Origin of the sequence: Serratia marcescens (assembly GCF_006715005.1) — a bacterium.
GTDB lineage: Bacteria > Pseudomonadota > Gammaproteobacteria > Enterobacterales > Enterobacteriaceae > Serratia > Serratia montpellierensis.
Window position 1 is genome coordinate 5,086,755 of sequence record NZ_VFMJ01000001.1, and the last position, 25,961, is coordinate 5,112,715.

A 25,961-nucleotide genomic window follows, 5' to 3' on the forward strand; every position below is an offset into this window, starting at 1 on the left:
ATGTATTCCTCAGCGTATTGATTGGGTGAGAGCCCGTTGTCTCTCGATGTGTTAAATAATAGTGCGGCAGGTTGGAATAAAAAACCGGAGAGTTTTGAGTATCTCATTCAAATAAACTGATTATTTTTTCACCCGCTGGCGCGCGGTAAAAATCGCCACTACCCTTTACAGACGATCCTTAACCGGAGAAGCGTAATGACGGTAAACGCGTTTATCGGCAGCTGGGCGCTGGTGTCCTCGGCATTTGAAAACCAGGACGGTGAGCTGAATTACCCGCTGGGCGAGCAGGTGTTGGGGCGCATCCACTATGAGGCCAACGGCACGATGGCGGCGCAGCTTTACAGTGCCGTGCGGCCGCGCTTCGCCGCCGACGATTTGGCGCAGGGGTCCGAGCGGGAGATCCGCACCGCCTTCATCAATATGATTTGCTACTTCGGCCGCTATCAGGTGGAGGAAAACGAGCAGCGAGTGGTGCATCAGGTCGAAGGCTGTTCGTTCCCCAACTGGATAGGCAGCCGTCAGGTGCGTTTTACGCTTTCAGCGGCGACCGGCTGACGTTGCGCACGGTGCCCTTGCAGCTCGGTAACGGCCTGCAGGTGGGTGAACTGGTGTGGCAGCGCACAGGAGCTTCTTTATGATCATTGTTCATCATCTCAATCACTCACGGTCGCAGCGCATTCTGTGGTTCCTGGAAGAGCTGGGCGTGCCCTATCAGGTGCAACGCTACGAACGCGATCCGCAGACCATGCTGGCGCCGGCGGCGCTGAAAAAGATCCACCCGCTGGGCAAATCGCCGGTGATCGTCGATGGCGATCTGACGCTGGCGGAATCCGGCGCCATCATCGAATACTTGCAGGAAGCCTATGACGCGCAGGGCATGTTCATGCCGACCGACTTCCACGCGCGCCAGCAATACCGCTACTGGTTGCACTACGCCGAAGGATCGCTGATGCCGCTGTTGGTGATGAAACTGGTGTTCAGCCGGCTCGGGCAGCCGCCGATCCCCTGGCTGCTGCGGCCGGTGGCCGGCGCGATCGGCAAGGGCGTGCAGCGCGAATATCTCGACAAGCAGATCGCGCCGCACTGCGAATTCCTCGAACAGCACCTGAATAAGGGCAGCTGGTTTGTCGGCAACGACTTCAGCGCGGCGGACATTCAGATGAGCTTCCCGCTGGAGGCGATGGCGGCGCGCGGCGCGTTGGATGATTGCCCGAAACTGCGCGGCTTTCTGCAGCGTATTCATGCCCGGCCCGCCTACCAGCGGGCGTTGGAGCAGGGCGGCCCTTACGACCTGCTGAGTTAAGCGGATGGGCTATACTCGATGGGGTCATTCTTCATCGGAGGTAGCCCATGGCTACGCAAATCTTCGTTAACCTGCCCGTCAGCGATCTGCCCGCCTCGATGGCGTTCTTCACCCACCTGGGTTTCACTTTCAACCCGCAATTCACCGACGACACCGCTGCGTGCATGGTGGTCAGCGACACGATTTACGTGATGTTGCTGACCCACGACAAATTCAGGATGTTTACCCCGAACCCGATCGGCGACGCCAAACAGGCCACCGAAGTGCTGGTATGCCTGTCGCAACCCAGCCGGGCGGCGGTGGACGAACTGGTGCGCAAGGCGATCGCCGGCGGCGGCAACACTTATCATCAGCCGCGCGACTACGGCATGATGTACGGCCACGGCTTTCAGGATCTGGACGGCCATATCTGGGAATTGATGTATATGGATCCCGCTGCGGTACAGGTGCAGTAATCTCGCCGGGGCGTCCCTCGCCCCGGTTTTATCGCGCAGACGCCATTCTCGCCACTTTCTGCATAAATTGCCGCGATCTTTAGTTGATTAGACGCTATGGAAGGCAGGATAATCGTTTGCCTTGAATAAACCACCATAAATTACCCGTACCGCGCGCTGCGAGTTAAACGTTTGCCTTGGTGCGCATTGCCGTTGGCGATGCGACGGAAGGGCAAGGAAGCGGAACGTGACGTAAACGATTACGTGACGATCGGGCGCGGGCGAGATTACAGGCCTGCTGCGACGGGCCGATTCATGAAACACAGGGGAAGTAACCTATGTCGAACTCTCAAGCGAACCACGCCGCAAAACCAACCGGCGGGCTTGATGGCTATTTTAAAATTTCCGCACGCGGCAGCAGCGTGCGTCAGGAGGTGGTGGCGGGGCTGACCACCTTCCTGGCGATGGTGTACTCGGTGATCGTGGTGCCGAGCATGCTGGGCAAAGCGGGCTTCCCGCCGGCGGCGGTGTTCGTCTCCACCTGCCTGGTGGCCGGGCTGGGCTCGCTGCTGATGGGGCTGTGGGCTAACCTGCCGATGGCCATCGGCTGTGCGATTTCATTGACCGCTTTCACCGCTTTCAGCCTGGTGCTGGGCCAGCACATCAGCATTCCGGTGGCGCTGGGCGCGGTGTTCGTGATGGGCGTGCTGTTTACCGTCATCTCGGTCACCGGCATCCGCGCCTGGATCCTGCGCAACCTGCCGATGGGCGTGGCGCACGGCACCGGTATCGGTATTGGTCTGTTTCTGCTGCTGATCGCCGCCAACGGTGTCGGCCTGGTGGTGAAGAACCCGCTGGATGGTCTGCCGGTGGCGCTCGGCGCGTTCACCTCTTTCCCGGTGGTGATGACGCTGGTCGGCCTGGCGGTGATCTTCGGCCTGGAGAAACTGCGCGTGCCCGGCGGCATTCTACTGGTGATCATCGCCATTTCCATCATCGGCCTGATCGTCGATCCGGCGGTGAAATACCAAGGGCTGTTCGCCATGCCGAGCCTGGCGGACGCTGACGGCAAATCGTTGATCTTCAGCCTGGATATCATGGGCGCGTTGCAGCCGGTGGTGTTGCCGAGCGTGCTGGCGCTGGTGATGACCGCGGTATTCGACGCCACCGGCACCATCCGCGCGGTGGCCGGGCAGGCCAACCTGCTGGATAAAGACGGGCAGATTATCAACGGCGGCAAGGCGCTGACCTCGGATTCCCTGAGCAGCATCTTCTCCGGCCTGGTGGGCGCCGCGCCCGCCGCGGTCTACATCGAGTCCGCCGCCGGCACCGCCGCGGGCGGCAAGACCGGCCTGACCGCCACCGTGGTCGGCATTCTGTTCCTGCTGATCCTGTTCCTGTCGCCGCTGGCCTATCTGGTGCCGGTCTATGCCACTGCACCGGCGCTGATGTACGTTGGCCTGCTGATGCTGAGCAACGTCACCAAGCTGGACTTCAACGACTTCGTCGACGCGATGGCCGGCCTGCTGTGCGCGGTGTTCATCGTGCTGACCTGTAACATCGTTACCGGCATCATGCTGGGCTTCAGCTCGCTGGTCATCGGCCGCATCTTCTCCGGTGAATGGCGCAAGCTGAACATCGGCACCGTGCTGATCGCCGTGGCGCTGGTGGCGTTCTACGCCGGCGGCTGGGCGATTTAAGCCCCTCAGAGTTCCCTCGCCCGGCGGGCGGGGGAATCTGTCACGGCATTTCCCTTCTTAAGATAAGTCTTCTTCTGCTCTGCACCGCGTTTTGAAAGGCACAACAAGCTTTAACGGCTGTAAAAAAAGTGATCTACTATCGGGACCAACGCAGGCCCTGAGCCGATGTCGTCTGAATCGTAGAGTCTAAGGAAAGCATGGAAATCTTTTTTACAATCCTCATTTTGATCCTGGTGGTCTCCCTGTCCGGGGTGGTGACGCGCATGTTGCCGTTCCAGGTGCCGCTGCCGCTGATGCAAATCGCCATCGGGGCCCTGTTGGCCTGGCCGCATTTCGGGCTGCACGTCGACTTTGATCCCGAATTGTTCCTGGTGCTGTTCATTCCGCCGCTGCTGTTTGCCGACGGCTGGAAAACGCCGACGCGCGAATTCCTGCACCACGGGCGTGAAATTCTCGGCCTGGCGCTGGTGCTGGTGCTGATCACCGTGGTCGGCGTCGGCTATCTGATCTACGCCATGGTGCCGGGCATTCCGCTGGTGGCGGCCTTCGCGTTGGCGGCGGTGCTGTCGCCGACCGATGCCGTGGCGCTGTCCGGCATCGTCGGCAAAGGGCGCATTCCGAAGCCAATCATGGGCGTGCTCGAGGGTGAGGCGCTGATGAACGACGCCTCCGGCCTGGTGTCGCTCAAGTTCGCCATCGCGGTGGCGATGGGCACCATGGTGTTCACCGTAGGCGGCGCGACCCTCGAATTCCTCAAAGTGGCGATCGGCGGCCTGCTGGCCGGCGTGGCGGTCACCTGGACCTACAGTAAATCGCTGCGGGTGATGAGCCGCTGGAGCGGCGACGATCCGGCGACCCAGATCGTGTTCCTGCTGCTGCTGCCGTTCGCTTCTTACCTGATCGCCGAACACATCGGCGTCTCCGGCATCCTGGCGGCGGTGGCGGCGGGGATGACCATCAGCCAGTCCGGCGTGATACGCAACGCGCCGCTGGCGATGCGCCTGCGCGCCAACAGCGTATGGGCGATGCTGGAGTTCGTGTTCAACGGCATGGTGTTCATCATGTTGGGCCTGCAGCTGCCGGGCATTCTTGAAACCTCTATCCTGCAGGCGGAGCTGGATCCGACCATCCAGACCTGGTACCTGTTCGCGGACGTGGCCACCATCTACGCCGCGCTGCTGGTGCTGCGTTTCACCTGGCTGTGGATAATGAAGAAGACCAGCAACCGCTTTATGAAAAAGCGCCCGCTGCAGTTCGGCGATTACAGCACGCGTGAGCTGTGGGTAGCGTCGTTCGCCGGGGTGCGCGGGGCGATAACCCTGGCCGGTGTGCTGTCGATACCGCTGTTGCTGAGTGACGGCACCGCCTTCCCGGCGCGCTATCAGCTGGTGTTTATCGCCGCCGGGGTGATCCTGCTGTCGCTGATCGTCGGCGTGCTGGCGTTGCCGCTGCTGCTGCGTGGCGTGCAGGTGGCCGACAAGAGCGCCAGCAAGCAGGAAGAGCGCATGGCGATCGCCATGGCGGCCGAGGTGGCGATCGAAAGCGTGAATAAAATGGAAGAGCGCCTGGTTGCCGATACCGAAGAAAACCTCGACCCGCAGGTGTTGAAAGAGGTCAGCTCGCGGGTGACGGGCATGCTGCGGCGGCGCATTGCGTCGAAAGACGATATCGAGAATGCGTTGGCGATGGAAAACCTCGAGCGGCGTTTCCGCCTGACGGCGCTGCGCGCCGAGCGCGGCGAGCTGTACCATCTGCGCGCCACGCAGAAAATCAGCAACGAGACGCTGCAAAAACTGCTGCACGATCTCGACCTGCTCGAAGCGCTGTTGATCGAGCGCGAAGGCTAAACCTCAGAGGAGGAATTAACGTTTTTCCTCTTTATTTCTGTTCTGAAGGGCCGCCTGTGCGGCCCTTGTTTTTTGGCTACTTGAGCGGCGGCCAGTAGTCACGGCAGCAGGCGATCCAAGCCTGCGCGCTGTGCGACAGGTAGCTGCCCTGGCGCCAGATCAGCCCGATTTTCCACTCCATGCGCGGCTCCAGCGGCAGCCAGACCAGGTTTTCCTTGTCCAGCCAGCGGCAGACCGGCTCCGGCAGCATGGCGATGCCCACGCCGGCCTGCACCATCGAGGCGAGGAAATCCCACTGGCCGCTGCGCACCGCGATTTGCGGTTCAAAACCGGCCTGGCGAAACGCCTTCATCAGCATCTTGTACAGCGCAAAGTCTTCGTTATAAATCAGGATCGGGCTGTCGGCCAATTCGGTGATATTGATGCTGGTGCGGTTGAGCCACTGCGGCGTGCGCGGTGCCACCACGCACATCGGATGGCCCAGCAGCGGCAGAAAGGTCAGCGGCTGTTCCGAATCGAAGGGTAACACCGTCATCGCCAGATCCAGTTCGCCGGACATCACCGCCTGTTCGACCGACAGCCCGCCCAGCTCGGAAATCTTCAATTCGATGCCGGGGTAGGTTTGGCGAAAGCGGCGGATCAAATCGGCGATCTGCCTGCCCACCATGGGCGGAATGCCCAGCCGCAGCACGCCCTTTTTCACCGAGCTGATGTCTTCCAGCTCCGCCTCCAGTTGCCGGAATTCGTCGAGGATCGTCAGGCCGCGCTGATACACCGCCTGGCCGCTGTCGGTCAGGCGCAGCTTGCGGCCTTCGCGGATCAGCAGCGTGCACTCCAGCTCTTCCTCCAGATGCCGCAGCATCTTGCTGATGGTGGGCTGGGTGACGAACAGTTTTTCCGCGGCGCGGGTGAAGCTTTGCTGGCGCACCACTTCAACGAAGTAGCGCAGGGTGCGGACATCCACGTTAGGGTTCTCCTTGGGGACGCTACCGGCGGGAAACTATTCCCGGACGGCATGATGTTGATAATTTTAATTCATTTCAGGCGTGGTTTCCCGGCTGCGTATACTGTAGGCCGTTAATTTATTGTTTGAGGTCATTTTTCATGTCTCTGGCGTTACGCCGCGTTGCCCCCTCCCTGCTGACCCGCCTGCAGGTGCCGATTCAGGTGGCGTTGTATGCGGCGCTGTTCCTGATCGCCGATCGCCTGGTGCAACAATTCCACCTGCCGCTCCCCGCCAATATCGTCGGTATGCTGATGCTGCTGGCGCTGATCCTGCTGCGCATTCTGCCGCTGAGCTGGGTCAAGGCCGGCTCCCGCTGGCTGCTGGCGGAAATGCTGCTGTTCTTCGTGCCGGCGGTAGTGGCGGTGGTCAACTATGCCCAGTTGCTGATGGTCGAGGGCTGGAAGATCTTTCTGGTGATCGCGGTCAGCACCATGCTGACGCTGGGCGCCACCGGGCTGGTGGTGGACAGGGTGTATCGGCTGGAGATTTGGCTGCAGCGACGGAAGCAGCGCCATGAATGATTTTATCCTTAGCCTGGCCTGTTTTCTGGCGACGCTGGCGCTGTACTTCGCCAACAAGAAGCTGTATCGCCGCCGCCGCACGTTACTGCTGATGCCGTTGGTACTGACGCCGATGATCCTGGTGCTGCTGCTGGTGGTCACCCACATCTCCTATCAGGACTATATCGGTGAAACCCACTGGCTGCTGTGGCTGCTGGGGCCGGCAACCATCGCTTTCGCGGTACCGGTGTATGAGAACCTGCATATCATCCGCCGCCACTGGCTATCGCTGACCGCCGGCGTAACGACGGCGGTGCTGGTAGCGGTATACAGCTCGGTATGGCTGGCGCGCCTGCTGACGCTGCCGGAAGAGGTGCAGCGCAGCCTGGCGGTGCGTTCGATCACTACGCCGTTCGCGCTGGAGGCCGCCAAACAGATGGGCGGGCAACCGGACCTGGTGGCGCTGTTCGTGGTGATCACCGGGGTATTCGGCATGGCGGTAGGCGATATTCTGTTTCTGCGGTTGGCGGTGCGTAGCCGCCTGGCCAAGGGGGCCGGGTTTGGCGCATCGTCGCACGGCGCCGGCACCGCTCGCGCTTATGAGCTGGGGCCACAGGAAGGCGTGGTGTCGAGCCTGGTGATGATGCTGGCCGGCATTATCACGGTGGTGGCCGCGCCGTTGATCGGTCGGCTGATGTGGTAAGACCTCTCGGGGCGGGCTCTGCCGCCCCATTTTTGGGAACGGTGCCGTTGATGGACGCCAGAAAAAACGAAGAAATTTTTCAGCATAATTTTTCCCATCGTTATAACAAAAAACGATAGATGCGCCGCAGGCAAAATCGCCGCCCATTTTAAATGGCAATGAATTAATTAATAGGTAAATTATTTTTATTGAAACAATAAAGTATAACTTATTGATATGGAGAGGCTCTTATCGTAAGTATTGTTGCACATTAACTGTGGTGAATAATACAAAAGAATATGAGTTTCTCTATAATTATATCGGATTAATACAAGAGGAATTCGCTCGTCATCCCTGAGTAATATCGGGGAAATAAAATGGTCATTTATTCCCTTTCGCACATTTCGCCAAAAAAAATATCCTCTCCTATACTTCACAGCTCTACAAATTGAGGCACAGGGGGGAACCTCTGGATTAACCATTTCATTCTTTCTTAGTTGGGGGAGACCCAGCTTTTCTACGGTTTTTTATTCTGACTTGAACTGTCGGACGGCCAGGCTTTGCCTAAATCCGGACGGTCCCTTTCATTAACGTAATGAAAACGTGCTAGAGAATATTATGAACAAACAAACTGATGTGAAGAGTGGGGAATTCCGTACGGGTGCTCAGGCCGCGGCGGGGAAAGTCGAACTGCACGAAATAACGACCGCGCAGCGTGAACTCTGGCTGGGGGAGAACATCTCCAAAGAGTTGTCGTTCAATATCTGGGGCTATGGGCAGGTTGACGGGCCTCTCGACGTTAAGCTCCTGCGGCAAGCCATCGATGCCATCGTCGAAGAAACGCCGGCTCTGCAAGCGCATTTTGTGGAAAAAGACGGTGAGCTTTATCAATACCGCGCGCCACGTACACATGAGCCGCTGTTCACACTCGATTTCAGTAAAGAACCTGACCCTCTGCAAGCGGCCAGACGTTGGATGGTGGCGGATGCGGCGCTGCCGCGCCGCGCCACAGGAGAGGAACCTTTTAGTTTTTATGTGATTACGCTCGCTCCGCAGCGCTATGTCCTCTATCGGCGTTTCCACCATATGATCACCGACGGCCGCAGCGCCGAGGAAGTGATGCGGCGCATCGCGGCTTACTATAATGCGCTGGCGTCCGGTGGCGTCATCCCTGAGTTCGCCAACTGCAATTTCTCTCTGCTTTATGAAAACGACATCAAATACCGCGACTCCTCACGCTTTTCTTCCGATCAGGCTTTTTGGCGGGAATATACCGCCGCCGCACCGCAGAGTTTGTCACGCAGAGCGATATTGACCCCGGACGCCGCGATGCACCGCAATATGCAGCTGCTGGAAAAAGACGCATTGGATCAGCTGCAACAACAAGCCGACAATATCGGCGTACACCGCGCACATATATTGGCCGCCGCCGTAGCATTATGTTTCTACAGTTTGACCGGCAGTGAATATCTTAATTTCAGCATGCCGGTGACCGGGACAAGAGAACGAAACAGTATTGGTATGACCTCCAACGTTGTCCCTTTGATTATCAAGGTTGAACCCCAGCTGAGTCTGGCTGAATTTATCCAGAAAGTGGCGGCTGAAATAGCGAAAGTGGTTCGCCACCAGTTATATCGGGGAGAGGACATTCGGCGTGATAATGGCGCGACGGATTCCGCCTGGTTTGGCCCTTCAATTAACATTGTTTCTTTCGACCACGGCGATCCTTTCTGGGGGTGCCGCACCCGTTGGTATTATGGTGGGAATATTCCGTCCGGCGATCTACAGATTATGCTGTACGAAGACCAGCAGGCCAATGAGCTGGATGTCACTTTTTCTGATGCCGCTTATGCGAATTCATTAGGCGATCTGGATGTTCTACAGCGCCGTTTCCAGTTTGTTTTACGGGCGCTGAACGCTTCAACGACGGAAACGATCGAAGCGTTGGATCGGCAGGTGGCAACGTTGGCGGATGCCGAGGCCGGCGGCAGCTTTTACACCAACCGTCGGCAACCGCCTGCCGGCGGCATCATTCGTTGGGATCGCCCGGCTGAGGCGCTGCAGCGCCTGGTGAGCTCGCTGAGCCATGGCGCGGGATGCGCGGCGAAGATCCTGCTGGCGGAGCGTGTGCTGGGCGTGACGGCGCTGCAGGCGGTGAGCGATGAAAGGCAGGCCGAACCCGGTACCCTGTTGCACATCGAGGCCGACGGCTGGGCGATCGCCGCGAACCCCGGCGTGGTGCGCGTCGGGCCGTTCTTGCGCGCCGACGGATCTGTTCAGCCAGGCGATGTGCTGGCGCAGGCCTGCGGCCTGTCTGTCGGCTCGATCTTGCCGACGATTAACGCTGCCGAAGCCTCGCGGTTAGGCGCGGCGTATGGCGCCAGCGCCGATAGCGCCGCTTTTTGGCAACCGCGCCTGACGCGCTACTATCCGGCGCCGTTCCCGCCGGGGCCTGGCCGCCAGGCGGGCATTCCCGCACGCTGGCAGGCGACGGCCTGGCAGCGCCTGGAAAAAATTGCCGGTGAGCAGGTGCTGGCGGCAGCAACCCTGTATCTGGCGCGCATGTGCAATGAAACCGATTTTCAGCTGGGGTGGATCACCCCGGACGATCGGGATTGGGGACGTTGGGCTCACCTGAGCGCGCGCGTGCTGCCGCTGCAGGTCTCTGTTGATTCCGCCGGTAATTTCCAGCAGGCATTGGCCGCGCTGGAGCAGGAATACGGCCAGTTGCGCGCTCATGCCGATTATCACCCCGCATTGCTGACGCGCGATGCGGATCTGCGAGCGTCTCAGGTTTGGCCGACGGCGGTATCGATCGTCAGCCGGCGCTCGGCGCAGGGGGTGCAGCCGGAAGACGAGGGCGTTGCCGCCATTATAGACTCCGGCTCGCGCGCGGTGTTGCAAATCTGTAAGGCTGACGGTGCCTTCCGCTGGGTATACGACGCCGCCTCCGTGGCTGACGAACAGATGTTGCGTGCGACACAACATTTGCTGATGTTGCTCAACGATGCAGTGAGAGCGGGTACTCATCGTCGTACTGTCGGCGAACTCAATCTGGTTTCCGAGGAAGAACGCGCGCAGTTGCTGCAGGGCCTCAATCACACCGTCGCTTCACATTCGCCGGCGGCTTGTCTGCACCGGCTGTTCGAAGCGCAGGTCAAACGGACGCCGGAGGCGATCGCGGTGACGTACGGCGATGACAGCCTGACCTACGCGGAATTGAATACCCGGGCGAACCGTTGGGCCCATCGGCTGGTAGCGCTTGGCGTGCAGCCGGACAGCCTGGTGGCGCTGTGCGCCGGACGAGGTCTGCCGATGCTGGTCGGGCTGCTGGGGATCCTCAAAGCCGGCGGCGCCTATGTGCCGCTGGATCCTGCCTATAGCGGCGAGCGGCTACAGTACATCCTGGCGGACTCAGCGCCGGTGCTGCTGTTGGCGGATGAACTTGGCCGACAAGCGCTGGGCGACTGCGAGGTGCCGGTACTGGCGCTGGAACAGCCGTTGACGGGGGAAAACGGCGATCTGCAGGACGTCGGGATACGCCCGTCGCACCTGGCGTATGTGATTTATACCTCCGGCTCGACCGGCAAACCCAAAGGGGTGATGGTGGAGCACCGACAGGTCGCGCGGCTGTTCAGCGCGACGAACGCCTGGTTCAACTTTAGCGCTGCCGACAAATGGTGCCTGTTCCATTCATTCGCCTTCGACTTCTCGGTTTGGGAGATCTGGGGCGCCTGGTTGTATGGTGGCCAGCTGTTCGTCGTACCGCAGGCGATCGCCCGTTCGGCACCGGATTTTTATCATTTCGTCTGCCGCAGCGGCATCACGGTATTGAACCAGACACCGAGCGCCTTCAAGGCCTTTATCCAGGCTCAGGCTCAGGCGCACAGCGAAGCGCGCCAGCAGCTACGCGAGATCGTGTTCGGTGGCGAAATGCTGAAGCCTTCCGATCTCGCGCCGTGGTTTGCTCATCCAGAGAACCGGCAGACCCGATTGGTCAATATGTACGGCATCACCGAGACCACGGTGCACGTGACTTATCGGCCGCTGTCGGCGCAGGATACGGCGATTACCACCAGTCCGATCGGCAGCCGCATCCCGGATTTGCGCTTGTATCTGCTGGGTGCCGACGGTGAACCGGTGCCGATGGGGGCAATCGGCGAATTGTACGTCGGCGGTGAAGGGGTGGCGCGGGGTTATCTGAACCGGCCCGAATTAACGGCGGAACGTTTCCTCGATGATCCTTTCAACCGGGCGCCGGGTGCGCGCATGTACCGTACCGGCGATCTGGCGCGCTATCTGCCGGGTGGCGATATCGAATATCTGGGGCGCAATGACCAGCAGGTAAAAATCCGCGGTTTCCGCATCGAATGCGGCGAGGTGGAAGCGCAGCTGAGTACCGAGCCGCGCGTGCGCAGCGTAGCCGTGGACGCGATTGACGATGGCGACGGGGGTAAGCGACTGGTGGCGTGGGTGGTGCCGGCGCCGGAGGCCGAACGCGCTACGCTGGCGACCGGATTGCGCCAGCATCTGCAGGCGCGGTTGCCGGATTATATGGTGCCGGCGGCTTACGTTTGGCTGGAAGCGTTGCCGCTGACCGGCAACGGCAAATTGGACAAGCGGGCGCTGCCGGTGCCGCAGGTCGATGCCTATGTGCGCGAAGCCTATGCGCCACCGCAGGGCGAGGCGGAAAACCTGCTGGCGGCTATCTGGCGCGAGCTGTTGGGCGTAGAGCGCGTCGGTCGCTATGACCACTTCTTCGAACTGGGCGGGCATTCACTGATGGCGGTGCGCCTGGCTAACCGCGTGCAACAAGCCGGATGGCAGTTACCGTTGCAGGCGCTGTTCGCCAGCCCGGTACTGCACGTGCTGGCGCAGGCGCTGGAGGTTGCGCCGACTCAGGAACCGCTGCCGATACTGCCGGTGGCGCGCGATGGGGAATTGCCGTTGTCGTTCGCCCAGCAACGGCTGTGGTTCCTGACCCAGTTGGAGGGGATGAGCGAAACCTACCATATCCCCCTGGCGTTGCGGCTGCGCGGTCGGTTGGACCGGCAGGCGCTGCAACACAGCCTGGACGCGCTCTATGCGCGCCATGAATCGCTGCGTAGTCGGTTCATCACCCGGGAAGATCGGCCGCAGGTACAGATTTTGCCGGCTAACGGCTTACCGCTCGCGTTCCACGATCTGCGACATCACCCCGCGCAAGCCGAAACGCTTTGCCGCCAGGCGGCCACTCAGGCGTTCGATTTGACGCAGGGGCCGCTGGTGCGTACCGCACTGATCCGCCTGGCTGATGAGGAGCACCTGTTCCTGCTCACCTGTCATCACATCGTCTCCGACGGTTGGTCGACCGGCATTCTGCTGCGTGAGCTGGGGGCGTTGTACGGTGCTTTCCGCCGCGGCGATGCCGATCCGCTGCCGCTGCCGACGCTGCAATACCCGGATTACGCCGCCTGGCAGCGTCGCTATCTGACGCCAGAGCGGTTGGCGGCGCAGGCGAAATACTGGCGCGAAACGCTGAGCGATGCGCCGGCGCTGCTGACGCTGCCAACCGACCGGCCGCGTCCGACGGTGCAGTCTTTCAGCGGCGGGGAGGTGCCGATCGCGATAGACGCCGAGCTGACGCAGGCGCTGCGGCAGTTCAGCCGGCAGCATGGCGGCACGCTGTTCATGACGGTGCTGGCGGCCTGGAGCCTGGTGCTGGCGCGCATGGCCGGGCAGCAGGAGCTGGTGATCGGCACGCCGGAGGCCAACCGTGGCCGGTTGGAAACCGAATCGTTGGTCGGCTTCTTCGTCAGTACGCTGGCGCTGCGCATCGATCTTCGTGACGATCCGGATCTGCCGACGCTGATCGCGCGGATCCGTCACACGGTGCTGACGGCGCAGGAAAATCGCGATCTGCCGTTCGAGCAGGTGGTGGAGCTGGTTAATCCTCCGCGCCATCTGGGCTATACCCCGCTGTTCCAGGTGATGCTGGCCTGGCAGGACGGCTCGGTGCGCGATATTCCGCTGCCTGGGCTGCAGGCCGAGCTGGCCGGGCTGGAATACAGCGCGGCGAAGTTTGATCTGACGCTCGACTTGGCCGATACCGGCGAAGGCATCAGCGGCACGCTGAATTTCGCCACGGCGTTGTTCGATCGCGCCACCGCTGAACGCTACGGCGTTTACCTGATTCAGGCGCTGCGGGCGATGACGCTGAATAACGCTCGGTCGGTATCCCATATCGATTTGCTGCCGCTCGCCGAACGGGAGCATCTGCTGCATGGCTGGAACCGTACCGAGCGTGACTACCCGCTGGATCAGACCCTGGCGACGCTGTTCGAGCAGCAGGTGCGCCGCACGCCGGACGCCATCGCGCTGGTGAGTGGAACGGAAAGCCTGAGCTACGCCCAGCTGAACGCCCGCGCCAACCGGCTGGCGCACGCGCTGATAGCGCGCGGCGTCGGCCCGGACAGCCGGGTGGCGGTGTGCGCCGAACGCGGCCTGAACATGGTGACGGCGCTGTTCGGTATCCTCAAGGCCGGCGGCGCCTATGTGCCGCTCGATCCGGCCTATCCGGGCGAGCGCCTGCAGTACATCCTGCAGGATGCCGACCCGGTGCTGCTGCTGGCGGACGCCACCGGCCGGGCGGCGCTGGGCGAGCCTGCGACGCCGCAGCTGGCGCTGGAGGCGGCATTGCCGGAGACGCTGAGCGCCGAGAACCCGGAACGGCGCGCGCAGGCGTCGCACCTGGCGTACGTGATTTACACCTCGGGTTCGACCGGTAAACCGAAGGGCGCGATGAACGAACACCGCGGGGTGGTCAACCGGCTGGTGTGGATGCAGGAGGCCTACGGCCTGACGGCGGCGGACACGGTGTTGCAAAAAACGCCGTTCGGCTTCGACGTCTCGGTGTGGGAGTTCTTCTGGCCGCTGATGGTCGGCGCGCGCCTGGTGATGGCGAAGCCGGAAGGGCACAAGGATCCGGACTACCTGAGCCGCGCGATCGAACAGTACGGCGTCACCACGCTGCACTTTGTGCCGTCGATGCTGCAAAGCTTCCTGGCGGACGGGCAGGCGGCGACGCGCTGCGACAAGGTGGTGCGGGTGATGTGCAGCGGGGAAGCGCTGCCGGCGGCGCTGGTGGCGGAGTTTTACCGCCGGCTGCCGCAGGCGGAGTTGCATAACCTGTATGGGCCGACGGAGGCGGCGGTGGACGTTACCGCCTGGCACTGTTCGCGGGAGGCGGACCGGGTGTCGGTGCCGATCGGGCGGCCGATCGCCAACACGCGTATCTACCTGCTGGACGAGCACGGGCAGCCGGTGCCGCTGGGGGCGGTGGGCGAGCTGTATATCGGCGGGGTGCAGGTGGCGCGGGGCTATCTGAATCGGCCCGAATTGACGGCGGAGCGCTTCCTGAGCGATCCGTTCGCGCCGGGCGGGCGAATGTACCGCACCGGTGACGTGGCGCGCTATCTGGCGAACGGCGACATCGAGTACCTGGGGCGCAATGACCAGCAGGTGAAAATCCGCGGCTTCCGCATCGAATGCGGCGAGATAGAGGCGGCGCTGGCAACGCACCCGGCGGTGCGCGAAGCGGTGGTGGATGCGCGGGCGGTGGGCGACGACAAACGGCTGGTGGCGTGGGTGGTGCCGGCCGCGGACGTGGCGGAAGAGACGCTGGCGGGCGTGCTGCGGCAGCATCTGAGCGCGGCGCTGCCGGACTATATGGTGCCGTCGGCCTGGGGGGTGGTGGCGGCGTTGCCGCTGTCGCCGAACGGCAAACTGGATCGGCGGGCGCTGCCGGAGCCGCAGGGGACGCAGAGTCAGGCGGTGTACGAAGCGCCGCAGGGTGAACACGAAACGCTGCTGGCGGCGATCTGGCGCGACCTGCTGAACGTGGAGCGGGTAGGCCGCCACGACAACTTCTTCGAACTGGGCGGCCACTCGCTGCTGGCGGTGAAGTTGATGGCTCAACTGCGGCGTGCCGGTTGGGGAGCGAACGTGCAGACGTTGTTCTCAACGCCGACGCTGTCGGCGTTGGCGCAGGCGATGAGCGCGCAGGGTGAGATCGAGATACCGGAAAACCGGATCTTACCGGGCGGCGCCTCCATTACGCCGGAGATGTTGCCGCTGGCGACGCTGAGCCAGGCGGAGATCGACGCGGTGGTGGCACAGGTGCCGGGTGGCGTGGCCAACGTACAGGACATCTACGCCTTGTCGCCGCTGCAGGAGGGGATTTTGTTCCACCATCTGCTGGCGGAACAGGGCGACCCGTACCAGCTGTCTGCGGTATTACGTTTCGACAGTCGTGCGCGCCTGGACGCCTGGCTGGCGGCGATGCAGCAGGTGATCGATCGCCATGACATTCTGCGCACCGCGTTCATCACGCAGGGCGTGTCCTCGCCGGTGCAGGTGGTGTGGCGCAAGGCCGAGCTGGCGCTGAGCGAGCGGCGTTTCGATCCGGCTGAGGGTACGATTTGGCAACAGCTGGCGGCCAGTTTTGATCCGCTGCATCAGCGGCAGGATCTGACCCGTGCGCCGCTGCTCAATTTTACCGTCGCGCAGGAGGAAGACGGCTGCTGGTGCGCTTTGCAGCAGTGGCATCATCTGATTGGCGATCACTCCACGCTGGCCTTCATGGAGCAAGAGGTCAGCGAGATCCTCGCCGGCCGTGGCGCACAGCTGGGCGCCGCCCAGCCGTTCCGCAATGCGGTGGCGCAGGCGCGCCTGACGCTCAGCGAAGCAGAACATGAAAGCTTCTTCCGCGACATGTTGGCGGATATCAGCGAGCCGGTGCTGCCGTTTGGCCTGAGCGATGTGCATGGTGAAGGACGGCAAATCGTCAGCCGCTACCAGGCGCTCTCTTCGGCGCTGAATCTGCGATTGCGACGTCAGGCGCGGCGGCTGGGCGTCAGCCTGGCCAGCCTGTGCCACCTGGCCTGGGCGCAGGTGCTGGCGCGCGTCAGCGGGCGAGACGCGGTCGTGTTCGGCACCGTATTGCTGGGTCGCCTGCAGGGCGGCGAAGGCGCGGAACGGGCATTGGGGTTGTTTATCAACACATTGCCACTGCGCCTGGACATCGATCGGCGAGGCGCGGAGGCGGCGGCAAGGGAGGCGCATGTGCGGCTGAGCGGGCTGCTGGCGCATGAACATGCGCCGCTGGCATTGGCGCAGCGCTGCAGCGGCGTCAGCCCTGGGGCGCCGCTGTTCAGTGCCTTGCTCAACTATCGCCATAACAACGGCGAGGCAGTGTCGTTACCGGAAGGTGTCAGCTTGCTGAGCGCCGAAGAGCGCACCAACTATCCGTTTGTGTTATCGGTGGAGGACGGCGGCGATTCGCTCGGCATTACGGCGCAGGTGACAGAGACGGTCGATGCCCAGCGGGTGTGCGACTATATGGCGCAGGCGCTGGGCTCGCTGGCGCAAGCGCTGGAGCAGGCACCGGAAACGCCGGTATGTTCACTGGCGGTGGTGCCTGAGGCGGAACGCGAACTGCTGCTGCATGGCTGGAACCGCACCGAGCGTGACTACCCGCTGGATCAGACCCTGGCGGCGCTGTTCGAGCAGCAGGTGCGCCGCACGCCGGACGCCATCGCGCTGGTGAGCGGAACGGAAAGCCTGAGCTACGCCCAGTTGAACGCCCGCGCCAACCGGCTGGCGCACGCGCTGATAGCGCGCGGCGTCGGCCCGGACAGCCGGGTGGCGGTGTGCGCCGAACGCGACCTGAACATGGTGACGGCGCTGTTCGGTATCCTCAAGGCCGGCGGCGCCTATGTGCCGCTCGATCCGGCCTATCCGGGCGAGCGCCTGCAGTACATCCTGCAGGACGCCGACCCGGTGCTGCTGCTGGCGGACGCCGCCGGCCGGGCGGCGCTGGGCGAGCCTGCGACGCCGCAGCTGGCGCTGGAGGCGGCATTGCCGGAGACGCTGAGCGCCGAGAACCCGGAACGGCGCGCGCAGGCGTCGCACCTGGCGTACGTGATTTACACCTCGGGTTCGACCGGTAAACCGAAGGGCGCGATGAACGAACACCGCGGGGTGGTCAACCGGCTGGTGTGGATGCAGGAGGCCTACGGTCTGACAGCGGCGGACACGGTGCTGCAAAAAACGCCGTTCGGCTTCGACGTCTCGGTGTGGGAGTTCTTCTGGCCGCTGATGGTCGGCGCGCGCCTGGTGATGGCGAAGCCGGAAGGGCACAAGGATCCGGACTACCTGAGCCGCGCGATCGAACAGTACGGCGTCACCACGCTGCACTTTGTGCCGTCGATGCTGCAAAGCTTCCTGGCGGACGGGCAGGCGGCGACGCGCTGCGGCAAGGTGGTGCGGGTGATGTGCAGCGGGGAAGCGCTGCCGGCGGCGCTGGTGGCGGAGTTTTACCGCCGGCTGCCGCAGGCGGAGTTGCATAACCTGTACGGGCCGACGGAGGCGGCGGTGGACGTCACCGCCTGGCACTGTTCGCGGGAGGCGGACCGGGTGTCGGTGCCGATCGGGCGGCCGATCGCCAACACGCGCATCTACCTGCTGGACGAGCACGGGCAGCCGGTGCCGCTGGGGGCGGTGGGCGAGCTGTATATCGGCGGGGTGCAGGTGGCGCGGGGCTATCTGAATCGGCCCGAATTGACGGCGGAGCGCTTCCTGAGCGATCCGTTCGCGCCGGGCGGGCGAATGTACCGCACCGGTGACGTGGCGCGCTATCTGGCGAACGGCGACATCGAGTACCTGGGGCGCAATGACCAGCAGGTGAAAATCCGCGGCTTCCGCATCGAATGCGGCGAGATAGAGGCGGCGCTGGCAACGCACCCGGCGGTGCGCGAAGCGGTGGTGGATGCGCGGGCGGTGGGCGACGACAAACGGCTGGTGGCGTGGGTGGTGCCGGCCGCGGACGTGGCGGAAGAGACGCTGACGGGCGTGCTGCGGCAGCATCTGAGCGCGGCGCTGCCGGACTATATGGTGCCGTCGGCCTGGGTGGTGGTGGCGGCGTTGCCGCTGTCGCCGAACGGCAAACTGGATCGGCGGGCGCTGCCGGAGCCGCAGGGGACGCAGAGCCAGGCGGTGTACGAAGCGCCGCAGGGTGAACACGAAACGCTGCTGGCGGCGATCTGGCGCGACCTGCTGAACGTGGAGCGGGTAGGCCGCCACGATAACTTCTTCGAACTGGGGGGCCACTCGCTGCTGGCGGTGCGTCTGACCAACCGTCTGCAGCAGGTGGAATGGCAGCTGCCGTTGCAGACCCTGTTCGCCAACCCGACGCTGCATGTGTTGGCGCAGCAGCTGCGCAGGACTGATGAGGCGCTGCCGCCGATCGAGGCTATGCCGCGCGACGCCGCGTTGCCGCTGTCGTTTGCCCAGCAGCGTTTGTGGTTCCTGACTCAGTTGGAAGGCCTGAGTGAAACTTACCATATTCCTCTGGCGCTGAGCCTGCGCGGCGAGCTGGATCTGCCCGCCTGGCGACAGAGCCTGGATGCGATCTATGCCCGTCACGAAGCGTTGCGTAGCCGGTTTGTCACCGTCGAGGGACAGCCTCAGGCGCACATTCTGCCGGTAGATGCGCTGCCGTTGACGGTTCACGATCTGCGTGGGCAGCAGGATGCCCAGAGCCAGGCGCGACAACTGGCGCAGCGCCTGGCGGAGGCGCCTTTCGACTTGGGTTCCGGTCCGTTGGTGCGCGCCGCGCTGATCCGCCTGGCGGATGAAGAGCACCTGTTCCTGCTCACCTGTCATCACATCATCTCCGACGGTTGGTCGACCGGTATTCTGCTGCGTGAGTTGGGGGCGTTGTACGGTGCTTTCCGCCGCGGCGATGGCGATCCGCTGCCGCCGTTGACGCTGCAATACCCGGATTACGCCGCCTGGCAGCGTCGCTATCTGACGCCAGAGCGGTTGGCGGCGCAGGCGCAATACTGGCGCGAAACGCTGAGCGATGCGCCGGCGCTGCTGACGCTGCCAACCGACCGGCCGCGTCCGACGGTGCAGTCTTTCAGCGGCGGGGAGGTGCCGATCGCGATAGACGCCGAGCTGACGCAGGCGCTGCGGCAGTTCAGCCGGCAGCATGGCGGCACGCTGTTCATGACGGTGCTGGCAGCCTGGAGCCTGGTGCTGGCGCGCATGGCCGGGCAGCAGGAGTTGGTGATCGGCACGCCGGAGGCCAACCGTGGCCGGCTGGAAACCGAATCGCTGGTCGGTTTCTTCGTCAGCACGCTGGCGCTGCGCATCGATCTTCGCGACGATCCGGATCTGCCGACGCTGATCGAGCGGATCCGCCACACGGTGCTGACGGCCCGGGAAAATCGCGATCTGCCGTTCGAGCAGGTGGTGGAGCTGGTCAATCCGCCGCGCCATCTGGGCTATACCCCGCTGTTCCAGGTGATGCTGGCCTGGCAGGACGGCTCGGTGCGCGATATCTCGCTGCCTGGGCTGCAGGCCGAGAGTGCCGAGTTGGGTTATCAGATCGCCAAGTATGATTTGACGCTCGATCTGGCGGAGGGCGATGAGCAAATCAGCGGTACGCTGAACTTCGCCACGGCGCTGTTCGACCGCGCTACCGTCGAGCGTTACGGCGTTTATCTGGTGCAGGTGCTGCGGGCGATGGCGACAAATGCTACGCAGCCTGCGTCGCATCTCGATCTGTTGCCGGCTGCAGAGCGCGAACTGCTGTTGTACGGCTGGAACCGAACCGCGGAAGTTTATCCGGCGCAGAGCAGCGCCCATGCCCTGTTTGAACAGTGGGCGCAGCGCACGCCGGATGCCGTTGCGGTGGTGAACGATCGGGACAGCCTGAGCTACGCCCAATTGAACGCCCATGCCAACCAACTGGCGCACCAACTCATCACACAGGGCGTGCGCCCCGGCGATCGCGTGGCCACGTCGCTCGAACGCAGCGTTTCTCTGGTCATCGCCCAGTTGGCGATCCTCAAGGCGGGGGCCGCTTATGTGCCGCTCGATCCACACCTGCCCGTTGCGCGGCAGGCGTGGATCATCGGTGACAGCGGGGCGTCGTTGATCCTGTGCGATCGCGATCTCGATCGCGAAATAGTCGGTGAGATCGCATGCCTGCGTATCGATCGGCTGCGGCAGAATCCAACCCACGATCCGGCGGTGCCTCGCGCCGGCGACGCACCGGCCTACGTCATGTATACCTCGGGCTCTACCGGTACGCCTAAAGGCGTCATGGTGACGCATCAAGGCATCCTCCGGCTGGCGATCAACAATCGTTTTGCGTCGTTTGAACGCGGCGATCGCTTCGCTTTCGCCGCCAATCCGGCGTTTGACGCCAGCACGTTGGAAGTGTGGGGCGCCCTGTTGAATGGCGCCAGTCTGGCGATCATTGCGCCGGAAGTGTTGACGGAAGCCGAAGCGTTGGCGGCGGCGCTGGTGCGGCAAGGGATTAACGTCTTGTTCCTGACCACCTCGTTGTTTAACCAATATGTCCATAGCATCGCCGCGACGTTGGCGCAGTTGAAATATCTGCTCAGCGGTGGTGAAGCGGCGGATCCGCACGCCTTTGCCCGCATGCTGAAAGAGGCTGGGCCGGTACGGCTGATCAACGGTTATGGGCCGACCGAGTGCACGGTGTTCGCCACGACGGCCACGATTGAGCGGGTGGACCAATGGCAGCGTTTGCCTATCGGGCGGCCGATCGGCAATACCCGGATTTATCTGCTGGATGCGCACGGGCAGCCGGTGCCGCTCGGCGCGACCGGCGAGATCTACATCGCCGGCCCCGGGGTGGCGCTGGGTTATCTCAACCGCGCAGAGCTAACGGCAGAGCGATTCCTGGCGGATCCGTTTAACCCAGGTGAGCGTATGTATCGCACCGGCGACCTGGCGCGCTATCTGCCGGACGGCAATATCGACTATCTGGGACGCAACGATCGGCAGGTGAAAATTCGCGGCTTCCGCATCGAATGCGGTGAGATCGAGGCGCGAGTGGCCGGTCATCCGGCGGTGCGCGAAGCGGTGGTGGATGTCCTCGGCGAAGCCGACACTAAGCGACTGGTGGCCTGGGTGGTACCGGAGTCTGATGCGGATCGCCAGACGTTGGCGGTGACGCTGCGGCAGTATCTGGCGGGTATGTTGCCGGAGTTTATGCTGCCGGTAGCCTGGGTGGCGCTGGATACGCTACCGCTGACGCCGAACGGCAAACTGGATCGGCGCGCGCTGCCTGAACCGCAGGAGGACGCCTACGTGCGTGAGGTTTACGCCGAGCCTGAAGGCGAACTGGAAACGCTGTTGGCGGGGATTTGGCGCGAGCTACTGGGTATTGAGCGGGTCGGGCGTCACGATAACTTCTTCGAACTGGGCGGCCATTCGCTGTTGGCGGTGAAGTTGATGGCGCAGCTGCGCCGTGTCGGGTTGAGCGCCGGGGTGCAAACGCTGTTCACCGCGCCGACGCTATCGACGCTGGCGCAGACGTTGGTCACGCAGCAAGAAGTGAGCGTGCCGGCTAACGGTATCCTACCGGGCGGCGCCTCCATTACGCCGGAGATGTTGCCGCTGGCGACGCTGAGCCAGGCGGAGATCGACGCGGTGGTGACGCAGGTACCGGGCGGCGTGGCCAACGTACAGGACATCTACGCTTTGTCGCCGCTGCAGGAGGGGATTTTGTTCCACCATCTGCTGGCGGAACAGGGCGATCCGTACCAGCTGTCTGCGGTATTGCGTTTCGACAGCCGTGCGCGTCTGGACGCCTGGCTGGCGGCGATGCAGCAGGTGATCGATCGCCATGACATTCTGCGCACCGCGTTCATCACGCAGGGCGTGTCCGCGCCGGTGCAGGTGGTGTGGCGCAAGGCCGAGTTGTCGCTGCGAGAACTGCGGCTCAATCCGGCAGAGGGCGAGATCGGTGCGCGGCTGACGGCGTTGTTTGATCCGCGCCGCGTACGGCCTGACCTGACGCGCGCACCGTTGCTGAGTTTTGTCGCTGCACAGGAAGAGGGGGGTAGTTGGTGCGTACTCCAGCAGTGGCATCACCTGATCGGCGATCACTCGACCCTGGCGGTGATGCAGGAGGAAATCAATCTGATTCTGGCCGGGCGCGGGGACGAACTGGCCAAGGCGCCGCCGTTCCGCAACGCGGTGGCGCAGGCGCGGCTCGGCGTGAGCAATGCCGAACACGAACAGTTCTTCCGCACTCTGCTGGCGGATATCGATGAACCTTCGCTGCCGTTCGGCCTGAGCGACGTACATGGCGAAGGGCGAGATATCTCGACGGCGCACCTGGCATTACCGCATACGCTCAATCAGCAGCTGCGGCGGCAGGCGCGGCGGCTGGGCGTCAGCCTGGCCAGCCTGTGCCACCTGGCCTGGGCGCAGGTGCTGGCGCGCGCCACCGGCCGCGATGAGGTGGTGTTCGGCACCGTATTGTTGGGCCGCATGCAGGCCGGAGACGGGGCGGAGCGGGCGCTCGGACTGTTTATCAATACTCTGCCGTTACGGCTGGATGTCAACGATATCGGCGCGGAATCGGCGGTGTTGCAGGCGCATATTCGGCTGAGCGGGCTGCTGGCCCATGAGCATGCGCCGCTGGCGTTGGCGCAGCGTTGCAGCGGCGTTGCCGCGGGCACGCCGCTGTTCAGTGCTCTGTTGAACTATCGGCATAACAGCGGCGAGGACACCGCATTGCCGACCGGCGTGACGCTGCTCGATAGCCAGGAACGTACCAACTATCCGTTCGTGCTGTCGGTCGAGGACGGCGGTGATTCGTTGGGCCTGACGGCGCAGGTCAGACAGCCGATTGAAGCGCAGCGCGTGTGTGGCTATATGGCACAGGCGTTGAGCACATTGGCGCAGGCGCTGGAGCAGGCGCCGCAGTCACCGATCTGCGAATTGGACGTGATGTCGGATGAAGAATATGCGCTGCAGCTGTGCCGCTGGAATCATACGGCGGAAGCTTATCCGGCAGATACCTGCGTGCACGAACTGTTTGAACAGCAGGCGCAACTGACGCCGCAGGCCGTCGCCTTGATCCAGAATACGCGGCAGTTTACTTACGCACAGTTGAATGCGCGCGCCAACCGGTTGGCGCATCGGCTGATTGAGCGCGGCGTACAACCGGGCGACCGGATCGCGGTGCGGCTGGCGCGCAGCATCGAACTGGTCTGCGCCCAATTGGCGGTAATCAAGGCCGGTGCGGCGTATGTGCCTATCGATCCGCAACTGCCGGCCGCGCGTCAGGCGTGGATCGCCGATGACAGCGGTGCCTGCCTGATGCTGACGGACGTTATCGGCGACGAAGGCATTCCGCAGCTGACGATCGAGGATCGCGAAGCTGAAGGTCATGACGATAACCCGGCGTTGCGCATGTCGAGCGGCGCGACGGCCTACATCATGTATACCTCCGGCTCGACCGGTACGCCGAAAGGCGTCATGACGCCGCATCAGGGCATCACGCGTCTGGTGCGCAACAACCGCTATGCCGCCTTTGACGCCGACGACCGCATAGCCTTTGCGGCCAACCCGGCGTTTGACGCCAGCACGATGGAGGTTTGGGCCGCCCTGTTGAATGGCGGTGCGCTGGTGGTGATAGCGCCGGAGGTGATGATGGAGGCCGAGCGTCTGGCGGCCGAGCTGCAACACCATCGCATCACCACGCTGTTCTTGACCACCGCGTTGTTCAATCAGTATGTGCACAGCATCAGCGGCGCACTGTCGCAGTTGAAATATCTGATTAGCGGAGGGGAGAAAGAGGATCCGGGCGCTTATGCGCGGTTGTTGCAAGAACGAGGGCCGGTGCATCTGATCCATGCTTATGGGCCGACGGAGACCACCACTTTTGCGACAACGGCACGTATTGAGCGGGCTGACGGGGAGGCGCGCTTGCCGATTGGGAAACCGATCGGCAATACCCGCGCTTACTTGCTGGACGCCCGTGGGCGCCCGGTGCCGGTGGGGGCGGTAGGAGAATTGTACATCGGGGGTGTGGGGGTGGCATTGGGCTACCTGAACCGACCGGAACTGACGGCACAGCGTTTCCTGAGCGATCCATTCAATCCGGTCGGCGGTGGCCGCATGTATCGCACCGGCGATCTGGCGCGTTATCTGCCGGACGGCAGTCTTGAATACCAAGGGCGATGCGATCAGCAGATCAAGCTGCGCGGATTCCGTATCGAACCGGGCGAGATCGAGGTACAGCTGGCGGCGAGCCCGTGGGTGCGGGAAGCGGTGGTACAGGTCTGTTCGACGGAGCGCCATCCGCGCCTGGTCGCCTGGATCGTACCGGCGGCCGACGTTGACCACAGCGCGCTGCAGGGGCAGTTACGGGCCTATCTGAGCGAACGCTTGCCGGAGTACATGGTGCCGTCGGCTTATGTCTGGTTGGATGCGCTGCCGTTGACCGCCAACGGTAAGCTGGATCGGCGTGCCTTGCCGGAGCCGGAGTGCGCGGTAGTCGGCACTCGGGAGTATGCGGCGCCTCAGGGTGGGATCGAAACGACGCTGGCGCGAGTATGGTGTGAGCTGCTCGAGATTGGCCAGATAGGACGCCACGACAATTTCTTCGAGCTCGGTGGCCATTCGCTGCTGGCGGTGCGTCTTTCCAGCCAGCTGCGTCAGCAAGGCATCACCTTGCCGGTACAGGCGATCTTCAACCATCCGATATTGGCCGAGCTGGCCGAGCGGATAGATCGTCGCACCGCAGAGGCTCCGCTGCGCAAAGCCGTGCCGGCTCGCAGCAGTGGCAGCCGACCACCGCTGTTCTTCGTCCCGACCGGCTTTGGCGACCACTCCTACGTGTTTGAATTGGCCAAGGAGATCGACGAGACCTTCCCGGTCTACGCCGTGCCGTGGCCGGCGGTGGAGGAGAAGCCGGCCACCATGTCCGATATGGCCGCCAGCGCCGTAGCGTTGATTCGCGAAGTGCAGCCGCAGGGACCATACCATCTGGCGGGGTACTCTTCCGGCGGGGTGTTGGCCTATGCCATCGCCGAGCAGCTGCAATCGGCCGGGGAAGCGGTCGCTTTCCTGGGGCTGATCGACACGTTGCGGCCGGTGGCGGCGATGCACAGCCCGGTCCAGCTGTTGCTGAACTGGGTGGAGTCAATGCAGGAAAGGCCGGATCCGCAGTTCTGTCAGCAGTTGGCCGAGCTGCCGTTGCCGGAGGCGATCGCGGCCGTGCAACGCGCCGGGATCAAGACTCAGTGTGAGGAAGTGGCCGACGAGGCGGCGCTCTGGCAACAGCGACACCATTACGCCAAACTGGTGGAAGCGACTCAGGTGCAGTCTGCAACGCTGAAAATTCATCTGTTCAAGGCGAAGCAGGAGCAGGTTTCCGTCAATTCGCAGAACGCACAGTTCCAGGCGTACTGGCAGAAGATCAAGCAGGCGGGATATTGCCGCGAAGACGCTTCCGCGTTGGGATGGGATAGGCTGCTGTCGCCGGCGACCGTCCGCGTCAGCCAGGTCAACGGCGATCATGTGTCTATGATGGAGCATCCGGTTCACCGGCGTGAGCTGGGACAGCACTTCAATCTGGCGTTGCGCGAGCTTGGACAGGCGTAAGCCGGCGGGATG

Annotated in this window: 8 protein-coding genes and 1 pseudogene; 8 read left to right on the plus strand and 1 reads right to left on the minus strand. The window is 63.0% G+C overall.

Features of this window, described 5'->3' with window-relative positions; translation table 11 throughout:
- The first annotated feature begins 195 nt into the window (after nucleotides 1-195).
- From FHU12_RS24615 to FHU12_RS24635, 5 genes and pseudogenes are all read left to right on the plus strand, one after another.
- Nucleotides 196-638: pseudogene (locus FHU12_RS24615) on the plus strand (lipocalin-like domain-containing protein).
- On the plus strand, nucleotides 635-1,303 hold the full coding sequence (locus tag FHU12_RS24620; RefSeq protein WP_049201475.1) for a glutathione S-transferase family protein: 669 nt from the start codon (nucleotides 635-637) through the stop codon (nucleotides 1,301-1,303). The pseudogene FHU12_RS24615 and the gene FHU12_RS24620 overlap by 4 nt, the downstream one beginning before the upstream one ends.
- Before the next feature lie 47 nt (nucleotides 1,304-1,350).
- Nucleotides 1,351-1,758 (plus strand): VOC family protein, encoded by a 408-nt coding sequence (locus FHU12_RS24625; protein ID WP_141972314.1) that lies wholly within the window; start codon nucleotides 1,351-1,353, stop codon nucleotides 1,756-1,758.
- Nucleotides 1,759-2,075: 317 nt separating this feature from the next.
- Complete coding sequence (locus FHU12_RS24630) at nucleotides 2,076-3,437, plus strand: NCS2 family permease (protein ID WP_025304431.1); 1,362 nt, start codon at nucleotides 2,076-2,078, stop codon at nucleotides 3,435-3,437.
- 197 nt (nucleotides 3,438-3,634) lie between these two features.
- Entirely contained in the window at nucleotides 3,635-5,284 is a 1,650-nt protein-coding gene (locus FHU12_RS24635) for a Na+/H+ antiporter (protein ID WP_141972316.1), read from the plus strand.
- A 76-nt stretch (nucleotides 5,285-5,360) separates the two neighbouring features.
- On the opposite strand, the gene FHU12_RS24640 is transcribed toward FHU12_RS24635, so the two are convergent.
- On the minus strand, nucleotides 5,361-6,248 hold the full coding sequence (locus FHU12_RS24640; protein ID WP_141972318.1) for a LysR family transcriptional regulator: 888 nt from the start codon (nucleotides 6,246-6,248) through the stop codon (nucleotides 5,361-5,363).
- 140 nt (nucleotides 6,249-6,388) lie between these two features.
- On the opposite strand from FHU12_RS24640, the gene FHU12_RS24645 reads away from it, so the two are divergent.
- The 3 genes from FHU12_RS24645 to FHU12_RS27545 all read left to right on the plus strand — a co-directional run bounded on the left by FHU12_RS24645 (nucleotide 6,389) and on the right by FHU12_RS27545 (nucleotide 25,949).
- Nucleotides 6,389-6,811, plus strand: coding sequence for a CidA/LrgA family protein (locus FHU12_RS24645; protein ID WP_004936830.1), 423 nt, complete (start codon nucleotides 6,389-6,391; stop codon nucleotides 6,809-6,811).
- Entirely contained in the window at nucleotides 6,804-7,493 is a 690-nt protein-coding gene (locus FHU12_RS24650; RefSeq protein ID WP_004936833.1) for an LrgB family protein, read from the plus strand. Before FHU12_RS24645 ends, FHU12_RS24650 begins: the two co-directional genes overlap by 8 nt.
- Before the next feature lie 597 nt (nucleotides 7,494-8,090).
- Entirely contained in the window at nucleotides 8,091-25,949 is a 17,859-nt protein-coding gene (locus FHU12_RS27545; RefSeq protein WP_141972320.1) for a non-ribosomal peptide synthetase, read from the plus strand.
- Nucleotides 25,950-25,961 lie beyond the last annotated feature (12 nt).

Excerpts from the sequence above, each read along its gene's own strand:
- FHU12_RS24620 (WP_049201475.1), top strand. The coding sequence starts at position 635 with ATGATCATTGTTCATCATCTCAATCACTCACGGTCGCAGCGCATTCTG.
- FHU12_RS24625 (WP_141972314.1), top strand. The coding sequence starts at position 1,351 with ATGGCTACGCAAATCTTCGTTAACCTGCCCGTCAGCGATCTGCCCGCC.
- FHU12_RS24630 (WP_025304431.1), top strand. The coding sequence starts at position 2,076 with ATGTCGAACTCTCAAGCGAACCACGCCGCAAAACCAACCGGCGGGCTT.
- FHU12_RS24635 (WP_141972316.1), top strand. The coding sequence starts at position 3,635 with ATGGAAATCTTTTTTACAATCCTCATTTTGATCCTGGTGGTCTCCCTG.
- FHU12_RS24645 (WP_004936830.1), top strand. The coding sequence starts at position 6,389 with ATGTCTCTGGCGTTACGCCGCGTTGCCCCCTCCCTGCTGACCCGCCTG.
- FHU12_RS24650 (WP_004936833.1), top strand. The coding sequence starts at position 6,804 with ATGAATGATTTTATCCTTAGCCTGGCCTGTTTTCTGGCGACGCTGGCG.
- FHU12_RS27545 (WP_141972320.1), top strand. The coding sequence starts at position 8,091 with ATGAACAAACAAACTGATGTGAAGAGTGGGGAATTCCGTACGGGTGCT.